Origin of the sequence: Nocardioides sp. GY 10113 (assembly GCF_004919105.1) — a bacterium.
Taxonomy (GTDB): Bacteria; Actinomycetota; Actinomycetes; order Propionibacteriales; family Nocardioidaceae; genus Nocardioides.
Map to the genome: position 1 here is coordinate 45720 of NZ_STGK01000015.1, position 18458 is coordinate 64177.

An 18458-nucleotide genomic window follows, 5' to 3' on the forward strand; every position below is an offset into this window, starting at 1 on the left:
TCGCGGCGCTCCGGCGCCGATCCGGGCGTCGCCGAGGCCGCCGCCCCCGCACGCTCACAGGCGGGGTGGGTCGACCTGGATCCGCACCGGCTCGAGGCGCCGCGCGGACCGCGCGCGCTGGGCCTCCCGCAGGGCGCGCGCCAGCGCGGGGCCGTCGGCCTGCGGCACCCGCACCAGCATCCGCTCGACCACCGACGGGGCCGACCGGGCATCGCCGCCAGCCCCCGGAGCGTTCCCGACGCCCGCGCCGCCGGACGGCGGCGGCGCCGGCAGCGGTCCCAGCACCTCCGCGCCCGCCGGCAGCGCGGTCAACGTCAACAGGTCGCCGATCGCGCCGGGGGTGCCGGTCAGCGTGGCCAGGCGTGCGGCCGGTGGCAGCCGCGCCGAGCGCCGCTCCTCGGCCTCGCGGACCGCGAAGCCCTCCGGGTCCCAGCGCACCAGCGTCTGCAGCGCGGGCAGCCCGGGGTCGCCGACGGCCAGCGCCCGTCCACCGGCGCGGACCAGTCCGATCGCGTTCGCCCAGCGGCGGACGGCGTCCTCCGCGGTGCGCAGGCCGTCATGGGCCAGCGCCAGCCAGGTGTCGAGCAGCACCACGACCGCGTAGCCGCCCTCGGCCACCGGCTCCGCCCCCGGGGTGGCGACCACGATCCGCGGGCCGGCGGGCACGGTGTCGCGGATCCGGTCACCGGAGGACGTCACCACCGGGACCCGCGGGAAGATCCGGCCCAGCTCGTCCGCGGTCCGCGCATCGCCGAGCACGGGCGCGCGGAGCCCGTGCCCGCCACAGGTGCCGCACGTCCAGTCGGGGACGACCGTGGCACACCAGCGGCACGCCGGCGGCGTGGTCGGGCCGGTCAGCTGAAGCGGCCCGGTGCACGCGGCGCACCGGGCGGGCGTCCGGCACCGCTCGCAGGCCAGGCGCAGCGCATAGCCGGCCCGCGGCACCTGCACCAGCACGGGACCGTGCTCCAGCCCCCAGCGCACGGCGTCATGCGCCTCCTTGGGGATCCGCGCGCCCGCGGCGTGCGGGTCGCGGCGCAGCGCGTGCTCGCTGGCGCCGCTGACCGCGACCAGCACCCGGTCCCGGCGGCGCTCGCGGGGCAGGCTGATCTCGCGCGCCCAGCCGCCGGCGAGGAGCTGCGCCCCCTCGACGCTGCGGCCGAAGCCGGCGACGATCGCGCCGGCCCCCTCGATCTCGGCCCGCATGCCGAGCACCTCGCGCACGTGCGGGTACGGCGCCCGCGGCTCGGCGTGCAGGTCGTCGCCGTCGTCCCAGACCACCACCAGCCCGAGGTCGCGCACCGGCGCGAACGCGGCGGAGCGGGTGCCGACCACGATCCGTCGGGTGCCCCGGGCGACGGCCAGGAAGTCGCGGTAGCGGGCGGCCGGCCCCGGCTCGGCCCGCAACGTCACGTGGTGCTCCTCGCCCAGCAGCGCCCGGAGCGCGGCATCGACCCGCGCCACGTCGCGGTGGTCGGGCAGGCAGAGCACCGTGCCCCGGCCGCCGGCGAGCGTCGCCGCCGCGGCGACAGCCAGCAGGTGCGGCCAGTCCTCCCCCGGCGCGACGGACCAGACCGCGCGCGGCGCATGACCGGCGCGCAGGTGCTCCAGGAAGGCAGGGGCGGCGGGGTAGGCGTCCCAGGCCCGCGCCGCCTCGGCCGGCAGGTGCAGCGGCGGCTCGGGCGGCGACGGCTCCCGCTCCACCGTCGCGTGGCGCGGCGGGACCGCCAGGCGGCGTACGTCGGCGCTGGCGCCGGCGTAGTGCTCGGCCACCCGGTCGCACAGCGCCCGGACGGCCGGGCTGAGCACCGGCTCCGGACTGACCAGGCGGCGCAACGGCGCCAGCCGCCCGTCGTGGTCGCTGGTCGGGCCGCGCCGGACGACGAAGCCGTCGACGTCCTGCCCGCCGAAGCGGACCTTGACCCGAGCCCCGGGCCGGGCGCCCTCGGCCATCGCCACCGGGACCGCGTAGTCGAACTCGCGGTCCAGGTGCGGCAGCCCGAGGTCGAGCAGCACACCGGCCACCGGGTCGACGTCGGTGATCTCCACCTCCGCCGCCTTGCGGGCCCGGGTGCGGGCCGCCTTGGCGCGCCCCTCCGCGGCGCGGTCGCGGACCAGCCCCGGCAGCTCCAGGGCGGGCTCGTCGGGGGTCATGGGCGCAGTTCTACCAGCGCCGCCGACCCGGCCGACCGCGAGGTGTCAGAGACCGACGGCGGCCTTGAGCGCCTCGGCACGGTCGGTGCGCTCCCAGGTGAACTCCGGCAGCTCGCGGCCGAAGTGACCGTAGGCGGCGGTCTTGGCGTAGATCGGGCGCAGCAGGTCCAGGTCGCGGATGATCGCGGCCGGGCGCAGGTCGAAGACCTCGAGCACGGCCTGCTGGATCCGCTCGTCCGGGACGACGCCGGTGCCGAAGGTCTCCACGAAGACGCCGACCGGGGCCGCCTTGCCGATCGCGTAGGCGACCTGCGCCTCGCAGCGGCGGGCCAGGCCCGCGGCGACGACGTTCTTGGCCACCCAGCGCATCGCGTACGCCGCGGAGCGGTCGACCTTGGACGGGTCCTTGCCGGAGAACGCGCCGCCGCCGTGGCGGGCCATGCCGCCGTAGGTGTCGACGATGATCTTGCGACCGGTCAGGCCGGCGTCGCCCATCGGGCCGCCCACCACGAACCGGCCGGTCGGGTTGACCAGCAGGCGGTAGCCCTCGGAGGGCACCGAGGACCGGAACTGCTCGAGCACCGGCTCGATCACGTGCTTGGTGATGTCGGGGGTCAGCGTCTTGTCGAGGTCGATGTCCTCGGCGTGCTGGGTGGACAGGACGACGGTGTCGATCCGCACCGGGCGGTTCTCCTCGTCGTACTCGATGGTGACCTGGGTCTTCCCGTCGGGGCGCAGGTAGGGCAGCGTGCCGTCCTTGCGGACCGCGGAGAGCCGCTCGGAGAGCGTCTGCGCGATCTTGATCGGCAGCGGGAACAGCTCGGGGGTGTCGTCGCAGGCGTAGCCGAACATCAGGCCCTGGTCGCCGGCGCCCTGCTTGTCGAGCTCGTCGCCCGAGGCCTCGACACGGTCCTCGTAGGCGTCGTCGACGCCCTGGGCGATGTCGGCCGACTGCGCACCGATGGCGACCTGGACGCCGCAGGAGCGCCCGTCGAAGCCCTTCTCGGAGGAGTCGTAGCCGATCTCCAGGATCCGGTCGCGCACCAGCTGCGCCACGGGCGCGTACGCCGACGTGGTGACCTCACCGGCGACGACGACGAGACCGGTGGTCAGCAGCGTCTCCACCGCGACCCGCGAGGACGGGTCGTGGGCGAGCAGGTAGTCGAGCACCGAGTCGCTGATCTGGTCCGCGATCTTGTCCGGGTGCCCCTCGGTCACGGACTCGGAGGTGAAGAGACGTCCAGTCACGGGTTCATTGCTCCTGCGGTTCGGACCCGGCCACGGAGCCTGGTCGTTGATGAAGTCGGTGGTGCGTACCCCAACGATACGTACCGGTGGCAGCGGGATCGGGCCGATCTCACGGGAATCGCGAGGATCGGACCGGTCGGTGGATCAGGAGGATCGCGAGAGCCGCTCGGCGACCCGGTCCCAGATCACGTGCGCCAGCGCCGTTTTGGAGCCGCGGGGCACCTCGGAGGTCGATCCGTCGTCGCCGAGGATCACCGCCTCGTTGTCCTCGGCGCCGAAGACCGCTCCCCCGCCGACGTCGTTGACGACGAGCAGGTCGCAGCCCTTGCGGGCCAGCTTGGCGCGGGCGAGGTCCAGCACGCTGCCCGTGCTGTCCCCCGTCTCGGCCGCGAAGCCGACGACCACCCGCGCGGGACGGGCGGCGGCCAGCTCGGCGAGGATGTCGGGGTTCTGCTCCAGCTCGATCGTCGGCGCGGAGCCGTCGGCCGCCTTCTTGATCTTGACGGTCGACTCACCGGTGGGCCGGAAGTCGGCCGGTGCCGCGGCCATCACGACCGCGTCGGCGCCGGTCGCGGCCGACAGGACGGCCGCCCGCAGCTCGGCGGTGGTCTCCACACGCTCGACCTTGACCCCGGCCGGGTCGGGCAGCGTCACGTTGGCGGCGACGAGGGTGACCTCGGCGCCGCGAGCGGCGGCCGCGCGCGCCAGTGCGTAGCCCTGGCGCCCCGACGACCGGTTCCCGAGGAACCGGACCGGGTCCAGCCGCTCCCGCGTGCCTCCGGCGGAGACCACCACGCGACGGCCGCGCAGGTCCGGCGTGAGCGCACCGCGGGCGAGCACCTCGACGCAGAGGTCGAAGATCTCGGCCGGGTCCGGCAGGCGACCCTTGCCGGTGTCCGCGCCGGTGAGGCGGCCCTCCGCTGGCTCCACGACCACCGTCCCCCGCTGACGCAGGGTGGCGACGTTCGCGACCGTCGCGGGGTGCTCCCACATCTCGGTGTGCATCGCGGGGGCGAGCACGACCGGGCAACGCGCCGTCAGCAGCGTGTTGGTGAGCAGGTCGTCGGCGAGCCCGTGGGCGGCCTTGGCCATCAGGTCGGCCGTCGCCGGCGCGACGACGACCAGGTCCGCGGACTGCCCGAGGCGCACGTGCGGCACCTCGTGGACGCCCGACCACACGTCGGCCGCGACGGGCTTGCCCGACAGCGCGGCCCAGGTGGGCGCGCCGACGAACTCCAGTGCGGCCGACGTGGGCACGACGGTCACGTCGTGGCCGGACTCGGTGAACCGCCGCAGCAGCTCGCACGCCTTGTAGGCGGCGATGCCGCCGGACACACCGAGGACGACCCTCGGCCGGTCCGGCGCCCGCTCGGCCTCGTCGACCGGAGCGCCGGCCGGGTGGGAGGACACGGGAAGTGCCCTCAGCTCACTCGCTGAGCTCGGGCTCGGCGGCCGCAGCCTGCTCCGCGGCGAGCTCGGCCGGGTCGATGTCCTCGCAGGTCAGCAGGTCCTCGTTGATCTCGCGGAGCGCGATCGACAGCGGCTTCTCCTGCACGTGGGTCTCCACCAGGGGACCGACGTACTCCAGGAGGCCCTCACCCAGCTGGGAGTAGTAGGCGTTGATCTGCCGCGCCCGCTTGGCACCGTAGAGGACCAGCTTGTACTTGCTGTCCGTCTTGGAGAGCAGGTCGTCGATCGGCGGGTTGGTGACGCCGACGGCGTTGATGTTGGGGGCAGACACGCGCAGTAGCCTCACAAGTCGTTGATGGGTGAACCCATCAAGGCTACCAACTCCTCGGCCGCGTCGTGAACTTCGTGGTTCACGATGGTCCGATCGAACTCCGCCTCAGCGGCGAGCTCGCGGCGCGCGGTCTCCAGCCGACGCTCCCGCTCGGCCTCGTCCTCGGTGCCGCGCCCGACGAGACGGCGCACGAGCTCCTCCCACGACGGCGGCGCGAGGAACACGAACAGTGCCTCCGGCATGGTCTCCCGGACCTGACGCGCGCCCTGCAGGTCGATCTCGAGCATCGCGGGCCGTCCGGCCGCGAGCGCCTCCTGGACGGGACCACGCGGGGTGCCGTAGCGGTGCCGGCCGTGCACCACGGCCCACTCCAGCAGACGGCCCTCGGCGACCATCGCGTCGAACTCGTCCTCGTCGACGAACAGGTAGTGCACGCCGTGGACCTCGCCGGGCCTCGGCGCCCGAGTGGTCGCCGAGACCGAGATCCACACCTCGGGATGCTGCTCACGAACCGCGGCGGCGACGGTGCCCTTGCCGACCGCGGTGGGTCCTGCCAGCACCACCAGTCGTCGCGGGGTCTCCACGGTGACGTCGGTGGTGCGGTCAGTCACCAGCGAACTCGCGCTCCAGGGCGGCGATCTGCTTCACGCCCAGCCCACGGACGCGTCGCGACTCGGCGATACCGAGCTTCTCCATCATCTGGCGGGCCTTGACCTTGCCGAGACCGGGAACGGACTGCAGCAGGTCGGCCACCTTCATCTTGCCGATGACCTCGTTGGTCTGGCCCTGCGCCAGCACCTCGGAGATCGAGGCGCCGGAGTTCTTCAGACGGTTCTTCACCTCCGCGCGCTCACGACGGGCGGCGGCGGCCTTCTCCAGGGCAGCCTGTCGCTGTTCCGGAGTCAAGGGAGGCGGAGGCAGTGCCACGGGCGGGTCCTTCTGTGTGAGGGTGCGACGGCAACATCGCCGACGGGCACACTTAACCAGACCGCCAGATCACGGGCAACGCATGGCCGTCCAATGGTTCCCGGCGGGTCGCGCAGGGCGTCGCACGGGGCCCCGGGGCCGACTCCCCGGAAGCCGTCGTGGCGGGCGCCCCGGGCGGCCACCCCGGGCCTCGGTCACAGGCTCAGCGGGGACCGGCAGACGTCGCGGGCCTGCTGCTCCACGGCGGCCATCGCGGCCTGGGTGCCCGGGGCGCCCAGCGCCGCCGCGGCGGCGTCGATCGCCGCCCGGTCGGCGCGGCTCAGCCCCACCGGCGGATCGTCACGCCGGTACGTCGACGGGTCCACCCCGGCGTCGTCGAGCGCGTCGACCAGGTCGCCGACCGCGCCGTTGACCCGGGCCCACTCGTCCGCGATGTCGGCGGGCGCGGCGGCCTCCAGGCGCTCGAAGCTGGGCAACGCACGGATCAGGCCGGTGGTCGGTCCGGCCGCCAGCGCCTGTCCGACCGCCGCCCGTTGCTCGGCCACCGTCGCGCAGTAGCCGTCGATCGCGTCAGCGTCGTCGGTGACGGCCGCGTGGACGACCGAGCCCACCCCGACCGCGACCACCGCGAGCGCCGCGGCGCGGGTCCACGGCGAGCGCAGCGTCCGGTGGAGCATCGGGGTCGTCGGGCGCGGCGGCGGGCTCACCCGACCAGGACCCGCAGCTCGTCGTTGGCGCGCCGCGCGGCGTCGGAGAGCCCGCGGGCGTCGGGGCCGTGCCGGAGGATGCCGCGCGAGGAGGTGGCCAGGACCCGGGGTGCCGCGGCACCGAAGATCCGGGAGAGGTCGGCCACGGTGCCACCCTGCGCGCCGTAGCCCGGGGCCAGGATCGGTCCGCCGAAGTCCAGGTCGAGGCCGCCGGCGATGGCCTCGGGATCGATGGTGGCTCCGACGACGGCGCCGAAGGAGCCGAGCCGATCGGCACCCTCGTTCAGCCGGGCCAGGTGGGCCAGCACGGTCGCGGCCACCGAGCCGCCGCCGTACGCCGGCGTGGTGACGGCGTGCTGCACCTCCGGGCCCTCCGGGTTCGAGGTCGCGGCGAGCACGAACAGCCCGGCGTCGAACCGGCGAGCGGTGTCGACGAACGGCTGCAACGACCCGAAGCCCAGGTAGGGGCTGACCGTCACCGCATCCGAGGAGAGCGGGGAGGCCGGGTCGAGGTAGGCGTCGGCGTAGGCCTGCGAGGTCGAGCCGATGTCACCGCGCTTGACGTCGAGCACGACCAGGGCGCCGGCCGCGCGCGTCTCCGCGATCACGCGCTCCAGCACGGCCACACCGCGGCTGCCGAACCGCTCGTAGAACGCCGACTGCGGCTTGATGGCGCTGACGTACGGCGCGAGCGCCTCGACGGCGCCGAGCGCGAACCGCTCCAGCCCGGAGACGTCGTCGCCGTAGCCCCACTCGGCCAGCAGGCCCGCGTGCGGGTCGATGCCGACGCAGAGCTGGCCGCGCTCGGCGATCGCGGCGGCGAGTCGGGAGCCGAAGGTCGTCGCGGCGGTCATCGAGCGGTCCTCTCCAGGTCGTGCAGGATCCGGCGCGGCCAGGCGGGCCCGCCGTAGATGAAGCCGGTGTAGGCCTGCAGCAGGGTCGCCCCGGCGGCCAGCCGCTCGGCGGCGTCCGCCGCGGTCGCGATGCCGCCCACGCCGATCAGCGTCAGCTCCGGACCGACCCGCTCGCGCAGCAGCCGGAGCACGTCGGTGGCCCGCTCGCGCACGGGCGCCCCGGAGAGCCCGCCAGCGCCGATCGCGGCCACCGCGGCCGGGGCGGAGACCAGGCCCTCACGGCTGATCGTGGTGTTGGTCGCGATGATCCCGTCCAGCCCGAGCGCGAGCGCCATGTCGGCCACCGCAAGCACGTCCTCGTCGGCCAGGTCGGGGGCGATCTTGACCAGCAGCGGCACCCGCCGATCGGCCGTGCTCTCGTCCGCGACGCGGCGGACGTGCGACAGCAGCGGGGCCAGCTTCTCCACCGACTGCAGGTTCCGCAGACCGGGCGTGTTCGGCGAGCTGACGTTGACCACCAGGTAGTCCGCGAACCGGGCCAGCTGGCGGGTGGAGGTCTCGTAGTCGGCCTCGACCGCGGCCTGGTCCTCGTCGGGGACCACCTTGGACTTGCCGATGTTGATCCCCAGCACCGGCCGCCCGGGGGTGCCGACCGGGCCCGAGCCGACCGGGCCCCGGGACTCGGCGAGCCGCCGGGAGACCGCGTGGGCGCCATCGTTGTTGAAGCCCATCCGGTTCACGATCGCCCGGTCCTCGGGGAGCCGGAACATCCGCGGCTGCGGGTTGCCGGGCTGGGCCAGCGCGGTGACGGTGCCGATCTCGACATGGCCGAAGCCGAGGCCGGCCAGTGCCGCGTAGGCCAACCCCTGCTTGTCGAACCCGGCGGCCAGGCCGAGCACGTTGGGGAACGTCAGCCCCAACGCCTCCACCGGCGCGCCGGGCAGCGTCATCCGACGCAGCACCGGGCCCGCGGCGCGGATCGCGCCGAAGCCCAGGTGGTGCGCCTTCTCGGGGTCGACGTGGACGAAGCCGTGCCGGAAGAGCGCGTCGTAGACGGCTCCGCTCACCGGGCGGCCTCGCGCGCCCGGCTCCAGTCCTGCAGGGATCGCACGCCGATCTCCCCCGCTCGCAGGGCGGAGATCCCCTGGACCGCGGCCGCGGCACCCTGCACGGTGGTGATGCAGGGGGTGCCGGTCAGCACCGCGGCGGCGCGGATGTCGTACCCGTCGTGGCGCCCGTCGGCCGAGGAGCCGTTCGGGGTGTTGACGATCAGGTCGATCTCGCCGTCCTGGATCATGCCCACGATGGTCCGCTCGCCATCGGGGCCGGGGCCCGAGGAGTGCTTGCGCACCACGGTCGAGGGGATGCCGTTGCGCCGCAGCACCTCGGCCGTGCCCTCGGTGGCCAGCAGGTCGAAGCCGTAGTCGGCCAGGACGCGGGCGGGGAAGACCATGGTCCGCTTGTCGCGGTTGGCGATCGAGATGAAGACCTTGCCGCCGAGCGGCAGCGGCCCGAACGCTCCGGCCTCGGCCTTGGCGAACGCCGTGCCGAAGTGCGCGTCGAAGCCCATCACCTCGCCGGTCGACTTCATCTCCGGACCCAGGACGCTGTCGACGAACTGCCCCTGCTTGGTCCGGAACCGGTTGAACGGGAGCACGGCCTCCTTGACCGCGATCGGCGCGTCGGCCGGCAGCAGCCCGCCGTCGCCGGTCGCCGGGAGCAGGCCCTCGGCCCGCAGCTCGGCGATCGTGGCGCCGAGCATCACCCGGGACGCGGCCTTGGCCAGCGAGGTCCCGGTGGCCTTGGAGACGAACGGCACCGTGCGGCTGGCGCGCGGGTTGGCCTCGATCACGTAGAGCACGTCGGCGCCCAGGGCGAACTGGATGTTGATCAGCCCGCGCACGCCGACGCCCTCGGCGATCGCCTCGGTGGCGGTGCGGATCCGCTCGATCTCGCTCCGGCCCAGGGTGATCGGCGGCAGGGCGCACGAGGAGTCACCGGAGTGGATGCCGGCCTCCTCGATGTGCTCCATGACGCCGCCGAGGAAGAGCTCCTCGCCGTCGTACAGGGCGTCGACGTCGATCTCGACCGCGTCGTCGACGAACCGGTCGATCAGGACCGGGCGGTCCTCGCTGATCAGCTCGGTCGCCGCCTCGAGGTAGGTCTCCAGCATCTCGTCGGAGTAGACGATCTGCATGCCGCGGCCGCCGAGGACGTACGACGGGCGCACCAGCACCGGGTAGCCGATCGAGTGCGCGATCTCGCGGGCGTCCTCGAACGAGACCGCCGTGCCGTGCTTCGGGGCGACCAGGCCGGCGTCGGCCAGGATCCGACCGAAGGCACCGCGCTCCTCGGCCAGGTGGATCGCCTCGGGACTCGTGCCCACGATCGGGATCCCGGCGTCCTGCAGCCCCTGGGCCAGGCCCAGCGGGGTCTGGCCGCCGAGGGTGGCGATCACGCCGGCGATCGGCCCCGCGGCCCGCTCGGCCTCGACGATCTCGAGGACGTCCTCGAGCGTCAGCGGCTCGAAGTAGAGCCGGTCGGAGGTGTCGTAGTCGGTGGACACGGTCTCCGGGTTGCAGTTGACCATGATCGTGTCGTAGCCGGCCTTCGACAGCTCCTGCGAGGCGTGCACGCAGGAGTAGTCGAACTCGATGCCCTGACCGATGCGGTTCGGACCCGAGCCGAGGATGATGACGGCCTCGCGCTCACGCGGGACGACCTCGGTCTCCTCGTCGTAGGACGAGTAGTAGTACGGCGTCCGCGCCTCGAACTCGGCGGCGCAGGTGTCGACGGTCTTGAAGACCGGCCGGATCCCGGTCGCGTGGCGCACGGCGCGGACCTCGGACTCGCTGAGGCCGCGGATCTCGCCGATCTGGATGTCGGAGAAGCCGTGCCGCTTGGCGAGCCGCAGCGTCCGCTCGTCGAGCTCGGCGGCGTCGCCCACCGTCGTGGCGACCTCGTTGAGCAGGAAGAGCTGGTCGACGTACCAGGGGTCGATCCTGGTGGCCTCGAAGATCTCCTCGGGCGTGGCACCCGCGCGGATGGCGAGCATCAGCTTCTGGATCCGACCGTCGTGCGGACGCTTGACCTCCGCGAGGAGGGCGTCCTTGTCACCGCACTCGCCGGCCCAGGTGAAGGCCGAGCCCTTCGACTCCATCGAGCGCAGCGCCTTGTTGAGCGCCTCGGAGAAGTTGCGGCCGATCGACATCGCCTCGCCGACGGACTTCATGTGGGTGGTCAGCGTGGAGTCGGCGGTCGGGAACTTCTCGAACGCGAAGCGGGGAACCTTGACCACCACGTAGTCCAGGGTCGGCTCGAACGAGGCCGCGGTGGAGCCCAGCGGGCCGGCGGTGATGTCGTTCTCGATCTCGTCGAGGGTGTAGCCGATGGCCACCTTGGCGGCGATCTTCGCGATCGGGTAGCCGGTCGCCTTCGAGGCCAGCGCGGAGGAGCGGGAGACGCGCGGGTTCATCTCGATGACGATGACGCGGCCGTTCTCCGGGTTGACGGCGTACTGGATGTTGCAGCCACCGGTGTCGACGCCGACCTCGCGGATCACGCCGATGGCCAGGTTGCGCAGGTGCTGGTACTCACGGTCGGTGAGCGTCATCGCCGGCGCGACGGTGATCGAGTCGCCGGTGTGCACGCCGACCGGGTCGAAGTTCTCGATGGAGCAGATGATGACGACGTTGTCGTTCTTGTCGCGCATCACCTCCAGCTCGTACTCCTTCCAGCCGAGGATCGACTCCTCGATGAGCACCTCGGTGGTCGGCGAGGCCGAGAGCCCGGCGCCGGCGATGCGGCGCAGGTCCTCGGCGTCGAACGCGATGCCCGAGCCCAGGCCGCCCATGGTGAACGAGGGCCGGATGACGACAGGGAAGCCGAGCTCCTCGGTGGCCTTCTCGACCTCGTCCATGCTGTGGCAGATGAACGAGCGGCAGACCTCGCCACCGACCTTGCGGACGATGTCGTTGAACAGCTCTCGGTTCTCGCCGCGGTGGATCGCCTCGAAGGAGGCACCGATCATCTCGACGCCGTACTTCTCCAGTACGCCGTTCTCGTGGAGGGCCGTGGCGGTGTTGAGCGCGGTCTGACCGCCCAGGGTCGGGAGGATCGCGTCGGGGCGCTCCTTGGCGATCACCTTCTCGACGAACTCGGGGGTGATCGGCTCGACGTAGGTGGCGTCGGCGAACTCCGGGTCGGTCATGATCGTCGCCGGGTTGGAGTTGACCAGGATGACCCGCAGGCCCTCCTCCTTGAGGATCCGGCAGGCCTGGGTGCCGGAGTAGTCGAACTCGCAGGCCTGGCCGATGACGATCGGGCCGGACCCGATCACCAGGACGGACTTGATGTCCTCGCGCTTGGGCATGTCAGGCCTTTCCGTCCATCAGGTCGACGAACCGGTCGAAGAGGTACGCCGCGTCGTGCGGGCCGGCGGCGGCCTCGGGGTGGTACTGGACGGAGAAGGCCTTCAGCCCTCCGTCGGGGTCACGGAGCTCGAGGCCCTCGACCACGTCGTCGTTGAGGCAGACGTGGCTGACGGTCGCCTCGCCGTACGGCGTGGTGGTCGAGCCCTCGAGCGGGGCGTCCACGGCGAAGCCGTGGTTATGCGCGGTCACCTCGACCTTGCCGGTGGTGCGGTCGATCACCGGCTGGTTGATGCCGCGGTGGCCGTACTTGAGCTTGTACGTGCCGAAGCCGAGGGCCCGACCGAAGAGCTGGTTGCCGAAGCAGATCCCGAAGTAGGGGATCCCGGCGGCCAGCGCGCCGCGGAGCAGCTCGACCTGGCCGGTGGTCGCGGCCGGGTCGCCGGGGCCGTTGGAGAAGAACAGACCGTCGGGGGCGACCGCCTGCACCTCCTCGAGGGTGGCGGTGGCGGGCAGCACGTGCACCTCGATGCCGCGCTCGGCCATCCGGTAGGGCGTCATCGCCTTGATGCCGAGGTCGAGGGCGACGACGGTGTGCCGCTTCTCCCCCTGTGCCGGCACCACGTAGGCCTCGCCCGTGGAGACCTCTCCGGAGAGCTCGGCGCCGGCCATCTGGGCGGACGCCTTGACCCGCTCGAGCAGGGCCTGCGGGTCGGTCTCGGTGCTGGAGATGCCGGCCCGCATCGCGCCGCGCTCGCGCAGGTGGCGGGTGAGCGCGCGGGTGTCGATGCCGCTGATGCCGACGATCCCCTGGGCGACCAGCTCCTCGTCGAGGCTGCGCTCGCTGCGCCAGTTGCTGGCCCGGCGGGCGGGGTCGCGGACGACGTAGCCGGAGACCCAGATGCGGGCCGACTCGGGGTCCTCGTCGTTGACGCCGGTGTTGCCGATGTGCGGAGCGGTCATCACCACGATCTGGCGGTGGTAGGAGGGGTCGGTCAGGGTCTCCTGGTAGCCGGTCATGCCGGTGTTGAAGACGGCCTCGCCGAACGTCTCGCCGGTCGCGCCGTAGGCCTCGCCGCGGAAGACGCGGCCGTCCTCGAGGACGAGCAGCGCCTCGCCGGTGGGGGTGCCGGTCATGCCAGGTCTCCTTCCAGCACGGTCGGTACGCCGCGCAGCAGGGTCGAGTGGACGGCACCCGTGAGGGAGCGGCCGTGCCAGGGGTTGTTGCGGGACAGGGAGACCGATCGGTCGCGGTCGACGGTCACCTCCGCCGCCGGGTCGACCAGGGTCAGGTTGGCGGGCTCGCCGACCGCGATCGGCCGCCCGTGGCCGGCCAGCCCGGCGATCCGGGCCGGGGTGGTGCTCATCGCGGCAGCGACGTCGGCCCAGCCCATCTGGCCGCTCTCGACCATCACGGTGGCGACCACCGGCAGGGCGGTCTCCAGGCCGAGCATGCCGAAGGCGGCGTCGACGAAGGCGTGCTCCTTGTCGTGCCGGGCGTGCGGCGCGTGGTCGGTGGCGACGGCGTCGATGGTGCCGTCGGCCAGCGCGGCGCGCAGCGCCTGCACGTCCTCGTCGGGCCGCAGCGGCGGGTTGACCTTGAACGTCGGGTCGTAGCCGGTGAGCAGGTCCGTGGTGAGCAGCAGGTGGTGCGGCGTGACCTCGGCCGTGACGTCGATGCCCTGCGCCTTGGCCCAGCGGATCACCTCGACGCTGCCGGCGGTGGAGACGTGCGCGACGTGGACGCGGCTGCCGGTGTGCCGGGCCAGCATCACGTCGCGCGCGACGATGACCTCCTCGGCGACGCCGGGCCAGCCGGGCAGGCCGAGCCGGCCGGAGAGCTCACCCTCGTGGCAGCAGGCGCTGGGGCCGGCGAGGTCCGGGTCCTGGCTGTGCTGGCTGATCACGCCGCCGAACGCCTTGACGTACTCCAGCGCGCGGCGCATCACGCGGGCGTCGTGGACGCACTTGCCGTCGTCGGAGAAGACGCGCACCTGGGCGCGCGAGCGGGCCATCAGCCCGAGCTCCGCGAGCTCCTCGCCCGCCAGTGCCTTGGTCACCGCGCCGACCGGCTGCACGTCGACCAGGCCGACGGAGCGGCCCAGGTCGTAGACGCGCTCGGCCGCCTCGGCGGTGTCGGTGACCGGGTTGGTGTTGGCCATCGCCAGCACCGCGGTGAAGCCACCCACGGCGGCGGCGCGGGAGCCGGTCAGCACCGTCTCGGCGTCCTCGCGGCCCGGCTCGCGCAGGTGGGTGTGCAGGTCGACGAGGCCGGGCAGCAGGACCAGGCCGTCGGCGTCGATGGTCCGCGTCTCCGCGTCGGCGCTCAGCGTGCCGATCTCGCGGATCACGCCGTCGGCCACGAGCACGTCCGCGGCGTCGGCGCCGAGCAGGCGGGCGCCCTTGATCAAGTAGGGGCTGTGCTTCTCGACAGGCTGGGCACTCATGCGCTCTCCTCCCCGGTGAGCAGGTGGTACAGGACGGACATCCGGACGGCGACGCCGGCCGAGACCTGGTCGAGGACGACCGAGCGGCCCACCGCGTCGGCGGCGTCGGCCGAGATCTCCAGCCCGCGGTTCATCGGGCCGGGGTGCAGGATCGGGGTGTCGGGGCCGAGCAGCGCGAGGCGGTCGCGGGTCAGGCCGTAGCCGACGGTGTACTCCCGGGCGGTCGGGAAGTAGCCGCCGCTCATCCGCTCGCGCTGGACGCGCAGCATCATCACGGCGTCGGCCGTGGGCAGCACGCTGTCGAGGTCGTAGGAGAGGTCGAACCCGACCGACTTCGACCAGTCGCCGACACCGGCCGGCATCAGGGTCGGCGGCGCGACCACGGTGACGCTGGCGCCGAGCTTGAGCAGGCTCTTGATGTTGCTGCGGAACACCCGGCTGTGCGTCAGGTCGCCGACCAGGACGACGTGGCGGCCCTCCAGCGAGCCGAGCCGCCGGGTCAGCGTGTAGGCGTCGAGCAGCGCCTGGGTGGGGTGCTCGTGCATGCCGTCGCCGGCATTGATCACGGGCACGTCGATCCACTGGCTGATCTGGTGCGCGGCTCCGCTGGCGGAGTGGCGCACCACCAGGCCGTCGATGCCCATCGCGGTGACGGTGAGCACGGTGTCGCGCAGGCTCTCGCCCTTGCTCGCGCTGCTGCCCTTGGCGGACAGGTTGATCACGTCGGCGGAGAGCCACTTGCCGGCGATCTCGAAGCTGGACCGGGTCCGGGTGGAGTCCTCGAAGAACAGGTTGATGACCGTGCGGCCCCGCAGCGCGGGGAGCTTCTTCACGGCGCGACGCTGGACGTCGTGCATCTCGGCGGCGGTCTCGAAGATCTCCTCGATCCCGGCCGCATCCAGGTCGTCGATGCTGAGCAGGTGCCGGGTCACGCGTCTCCCCCAGTCTCCGCCGCGCGGGTCTCACCGGCGGGCTGGCCGGCGGCGATGTCGTAGATGCGGACCTCGTCGGCCCCGTCGGTCTCGTGCAGCCGCAGCCCGACCCGCTCGCTGCGGGCGGTGGGCAGGTTCTTGCCGACGAAGTCGGCGCGGATCGGGAGCTCGCGGTGACCGCGGTCGACCAGCACCGCCAGCCGGACGACGGCCGGCCGGCCCAGGTCGCTCAGCGCGTCCAGCGCGGCGCGGATGGTGCGCCCGGAGTAGAGCACGTCGTCGACGAGCACCACGGTCCTGCCGTCGATCCCGGAGGCGGGCAGGTCGGTCTTGTGCGGGGCCCGGGTCGGGTGGGAGCGGAGGTCGTCGCGGTACATCGTGACGTCCAGCGACCCGGTCGGGACCGTCGCGCCCTCGACCTCGGCGATGCGCTCGGCCAGGCGCTGGGCGAGCGGGACGCCGCGCGTGTGCAGGCCGAGGAGCAGGAGGTTCTCGGCGCCCTTGTTGCGCTCGAGGATCTCGTGCGAGATGCGGGTCAGTGCCCGGGAGATGTCACCGGCGTCGAGGACGACGCGCCCGGTGTCGAGCTGATCATGGACCTGCGGCTGGGTAGGCATGCGCCTGCCTGACCTCCTTCTCCGCCTCACGGGACGGCTCGTTAAAGGATGTCTGAACGACTCCAGACACTACCGGTTGCGGGGAGCGCGGGGCCAAACGGGCGCGCTCGCGCGTCGCGTTTCGAGGCGTGGCTCACAGCTCCGCCAGCGCGCTCTCGATCGCCCGGTGGAACGTCGGGTACGCGTAGATCATGGTGCGCAGCGTCTCGATCGGCACCTGGGCGTGCACGGCCGCCACCAGGAGGCCGATCATCTCCCCGCCGCTGGGCCCCGCGGTGGTGGCACCGACCAGCACCCCACGCCCGGCGTCGGCGACCAGCTTCACCAGGCCGCTGTTGGCGGTGCCGTCCGGTCCCGGCCCGTGGATCCAGCCGCGCGAGGACGCGGTGAGGTCGGTGCGGCCGACGGCCACCTCGAGGCCGGCGGCGCGGGCCTGCGCCTCCGTCAGGCCGACCGCACCCACCTCGGGGTCGGTGAACGTCACCCGGCTGACCGCGCGGTAGTCGGCCCACGGCCCGTCCTCGCCGCGCAGGTCCCGCAGCGCCACCGCTGCCTGGTACATCGACATGTGCGTGAAGGCGCCCTCGCCGGTGATGTCGCCGATCGCCCACAGGCCCTCGCCCGCGCGCATCCGCTCGTCGACCGTCAGGAACCGCGCGGCCGGGTCCAGCCCGACCGACTCCAGGCCCAGGTCGGCGAGGTTGCTGCGCCGCCCCGCCGCCACCAGGAGCGCCTCGCACGCCACCGTGTCGCCGTCGGTCTCGACCGAGAACACCCCGTCGGCGTGGCTGACCCGGGTCACCGTCGTACCGGCCCGGACGGTGATGCCGTCTGCGGAGAGCGCCGCGGCGACGACCTCGGCGGCCTCCGGCTCCTCCGGGCCGAGGATCCGCGGTCCGGCCTCGAGCACGGTGACCTCGACGCCGAAGCGGGCGAAGGCCTGCGCCAGCTCGCAGCCGATCGCTCCCCCGCCCAGCACGGTGAGGCGGGCCGGCAGGTCGCGGACCCGCATCGCGTCCCGGTTGGTCCAGTACGGCGTCGCGGCCAGCCCCTCGATCGGCGGCACCGCGGGATCGGTGCCGGTGTTGAGCACCACCCCGCGCCGGGCGCGCAGCGTCACCGGGCCGCGGCCGGTCTCGACGACGACCTCACCGGGGCCGGTCAGGCGCGCGGTGCCGCGGACGAACCGCGCGCCGGCCGACTCGAGCCGTTCGACGGCGACCCGGTCGTCCCAGTCGTCCGTCGCCTCCTCGCGGATCCGGCGGGCGACCGGCGCCCAGTCCGGAGCGACCTCGGCCGTGCCGGCCGTGCCGGCCACGCGACGAGCCTCGGCCAGCGTGTTGGCGGCGCGGATCATGATCTTCGACGGTATGCACCCGAAGTAGGGACACTCGCCGCCGACGAGGCGGCGGTCCACGGCGACGACCTCCAGGCCGTCCCGGGCGAGCTCGCCGGCGAGGTGCTCACCGCCCGGTCCGGTGCCGATCACGACCACGTCGACGGTCTGGGCGGGCGCCGCCGGGTCCGGGCTGTCGGGCATGACACGACAGTACGGATCGGCGATGACTCAGGCCAGAGGCGCCGAGGTGAAGCGAGGTTGGCCGTTCGTGGCGCGGCCAGCGCACCTAGTTGCCGCTGCCGGGCAGCCGGGGCAGGTGGTTCGGCGGCGCCGCCGGGGCCTTCCGCGGCTCCTCCCGCCGGGTGGCGGCCACGGTCGGGAGCACGTTGCCGGGCCGGGTGGCGCCGGTCGTCGGCACCCGCGTCGGCGTCGTCGTGGCGGTCGTGGCGGTCGTCGGCGGCGTGGTGCCGGTCGTGGCGGTCGTCGTGCCGGACGTCGGCCCCGTCGTCGGCGGGGTGATCGGCTCCGTGGTCGGCTCGGTCGTCGGCCCGGTCGTCGGCTCGGTCGTCGGCTCGGTCGTCGGCTCCGTCGTCGGCGGAGTGACCGGCTCCGTCGTCGGCTCGGTCGTCGGCTCGGTCGTCGGCGGAGTGACCGGCTCCGTCGTCGGCTCCGTCGTCGGCTCGGTCGTCGGCTCCGTGGTGACCGTGGACTCGGTCGGCGTGACCTCCTCGCACACCTCGTACTGCATGAACCACTGCCCGTTGCCGGAGCCGCCCTGCGAGACGAAGTAGGGCTCGTCGACCGCGTGCCCGCCGTGCACGGGCCCCTGAGGCTGGCCGTTCGTGAAGTTCCAGCCGTCGGCGTCCGGGGAGGGCGGCTGGTCGGTGGGGCCGCCGGTCCAGACGGCCAGGTAGACCGTGCACACCTCCTCGGCCGCCGCCGTGGGCAGGCTCCCCCGCGGGCCCACCGCACCGAGGAGCGCCGCGCCCAGCGCGACGACCACCGCGACGACGGCCGCGAGTGTGATCAGGATCCGCCTACCCACGCCCTGATACTGACCGCTCGCCGCCCGGCCGTCTACACCGTCGGCGCCGGACGGCCGGAGCGACCGGCCGCGGCATG

At 73.5% G+C, this 18458-nt stretch carries 16 protein-coding genes; all 16 read right to left on the reverse strand.

All coding sequences use genetic code 11. The annotated features are described in order from the left end of the window. Positions 1–54: 54 nt before the first annotated feature. The 16 genes from E8D34_RS16675 to E8D34_RS21110 all read right to left on the reverse strand — a co-directional run bounded on the left by E8D34_RS16675 (position 55) and on the right by E8D34_RS21110 (position 18381). Positions 55–2154 carry a primosomal protein N' gene (locus E8D34_RS16675; protein ID WP_168929484.1) on the reverse strand — a complete coding sequence of 700 codons (2100 nt, stop codon included), beginning with the start codon at positions 2152–2154 and terminating at the stop codon, positions 55–57. A 45-nt stretch (positions 2155–2199) separates the two neighbouring features. Continuing rightward, complete coding sequence (gene metK / locus E8D34_RS16680; protein ID WP_136595786.1) at positions 2200–3402, reverse strand: methionine adenosyltransferase; 1203 nt, start codon at positions 3400–3402, stop codon at positions 2200–2202. A gap of 144 nt (positions 3403–3546) precedes the next feature. Then, entirely contained in the window at positions 3547–4812 is a 1266-nt protein-coding gene (gene coaBC, locus E8D34_RS16685; protein WP_136595787.1) for a bifunctional phosphopantothenoylcysteine decarboxylase/phosphopantothenate--cysteine ligase CoaBC, read from the reverse strand. A gap of 16 nt (positions 4813–4828) precedes the next feature. Continuing rightward, positions 4829–5143 (reverse strand): DNA-directed RNA polymerase subunit omega, encoded by a 315-nt coding sequence (gene rpoZ / locus E8D34_RS16690; RefSeq protein ID WP_136595788.1) that lies wholly within the window; start codon positions 5141–5143, stop codon positions 4829–4831. An 11-nt stretch (positions 5144–5154) separates the two neighbouring features. Then, positions 5155–5754 carry a guanylate kinase gene (gene gmk / locus E8D34_RS16695; protein WP_240771419.1) on the reverse strand — a complete coding sequence of 200 codons (600 nt, stop codon included), beginning with the start codon at positions 5752–5754 and terminating at the stop codon, positions 5155–5157. After that, a complete protein-coding gene (gene mihF / locus E8D34_RS16700) occupies positions 5747–6064 on the reverse strand; it encodes an integration host factor, actinobacterial type (protein WP_136595850.1) in 318 nt (105 codons plus the stop codon). Before mihF ends, gmk begins: the two co-directional genes overlap by 8 nt. Before the next feature lie 200 nt (positions 6065–6264). Further along, positions 6265–6747, reverse strand: a complete 483-nt coding sequence (locus E8D34_RS16705) for a hypothetical protein (RefSeq protein WP_136595789.1) — start codon at positions 6745–6747, stop codon at positions 6265–6267. A 26-nt stretch (positions 6748–6773) separates the two neighbouring features. Continuing rightward, positions 6774–7631, reverse strand: coding sequence for an orotidine-5'-phosphate decarboxylase (gene pyrF, locus E8D34_RS16710; RefSeq protein WP_136595790.1), 858 nt, complete (start codon positions 7629–7631; stop codon positions 6774–6776). Continuing rightward, complete coding sequence (locus E8D34_RS16715; RefSeq protein WP_136595791.1) at positions 7628–8698, reverse strand: quinone-dependent dihydroorotate dehydrogenase; 1071 nt, start codon at positions 8696–8698, stop codon at positions 7628–7630. Before E8D34_RS16715 ends, pyrF begins: the two co-directional genes overlap by 4 nt. After that, on the reverse strand, positions 8695–12003 hold the full coding sequence (carB, locus tag E8D34_RS16720) for a carbamoyl-phosphate synthase large subunit (RefSeq protein ID WP_136595792.1): 3309 nt from the start codon (positions 12001–12003) through the stop codon (positions 8695–8697). The genes E8D34_RS16715 and carB overlap by 4 nt, the downstream gene beginning before the upstream one ends. Position 12004: 1 nt before the next feature. Then, on the reverse strand, positions 12005–13138 hold the full coding sequence (carA, locus tag E8D34_RS16725) for a glutamine-hydrolyzing carbamoyl-phosphate synthase small subunit (RefSeq protein ID WP_136595793.1): 1134 nt from the start codon (positions 13136–13138) through the stop codon (positions 12005–12007). Further along, on the reverse strand, positions 13135–14448 hold the full coding sequence (locus tag E8D34_RS16730) for a dihydroorotase (protein ID WP_136595794.1): 1314 nt from the start codon (positions 14446–14448) through the stop codon (positions 13135–13137). Before E8D34_RS16730 ends, carA begins: the two co-directional genes overlap by 4 nt. After that, a complete protein-coding gene (locus E8D34_RS16735) occupies positions 14445–15380 on the reverse strand; it encodes an aspartate carbamoyltransferase catalytic subunit (protein ID WP_136595795.1) in 936 nt (311 codons plus the stop codon). Before E8D34_RS16735 ends, E8D34_RS16730 begins: the two co-directional genes overlap by 4 nt. Further along, positions 15377–15997: a bifunctional pyr operon transcriptional regulator/uracil phosphoribosyltransferase PyrR gene (pyrR, locus tag E8D34_RS16740; protein ID WP_136595796.1), complete on the reverse strand. Its 621-nt coding sequence runs from the start codon at positions 15995–15997 to the stop codon at positions 15377–15379. Before pyrR ends, E8D34_RS16735 begins: the two co-directional genes overlap by 4 nt. 133 nt (positions 15998–16130) lie before the next feature. After that, on the reverse strand, positions 16131–17537 hold the full coding sequence (locus tag E8D34_RS16745) for an NAD(P)/FAD-dependent oxidoreductase (RefSeq protein ID WP_136595797.1): 1407 nt from the start codon (positions 17535–17537) through the stop codon (positions 16131–16133). 85 nt (positions 17538–17622) lie between these two features. Beyond that, on the reverse strand, positions 17623–18381 hold the full coding sequence (locus tag E8D34_RS21110; protein ID WP_206056772.1) for a hypothetical protein: 759 nt from the start codon (positions 18379–18381) through the stop codon (positions 17623–17625). Between the last annotated feature and the right edge of the window lie 77 nt (positions 18382–18458).

Bases quoted from the DNA above. Each gene is read 5' to 3' on its own strand.
- E8D34_RS16745 (WP_136595797.1), bottom strand. From the start codon at position 17,537: ATGCCCGACAGCCCGGACCCGGCGGCGCCCGCCCAGACCGTCGACGTG.
- E8D34_RS16730 (WP_136595794.1), bottom strand. From the start codon at position 14,448: ATGAGTGCCCAGCCTGTCGAGAAGCACAGCCCCTACTTGATCAAGGGC.
- E8D34_RS16675 (WP_168929484.1), bottom strand. From the start codon at position 2,154: ATGACCCCCGACGAGCCCGCCCTGGAGCTGCCGGGGCTGGTCCGCGAC.
- carB (WP_136595792.1), bottom strand. From the start codon at position 12,003: ATGCCCAAGCGCGAGGACATCAAGTCCGTCCTGGTGATCGGGTCCGGC.
- carA (WP_136595793.1), bottom strand. From the start codon at position 13,138: ATGACCGGCACCCCCACCGGCGAGGCGCTGCTCGTCCTCGAGGACGGC.
- E8D34_RS16705 (WP_136595789.1), bottom strand. From the start codon at position 6,747: ATGCTCCACCGGACGCTGCGCTCGCCGTGGACCCGCGCCGCGGCGCTC.
- pyrF (WP_136595790.1), bottom strand. From the start codon at position 7,631: ATGACCGCCGCGACGACCTTCGGCTCCCGACTCGCCGCCGCGATCGCC.
- pyrR (WP_136595796.1), bottom strand. From the start codon at position 15,997: ATGCCTACCCAGCCGCAGGTCCATGATCAGCTCGACACCGGGCGCGTC.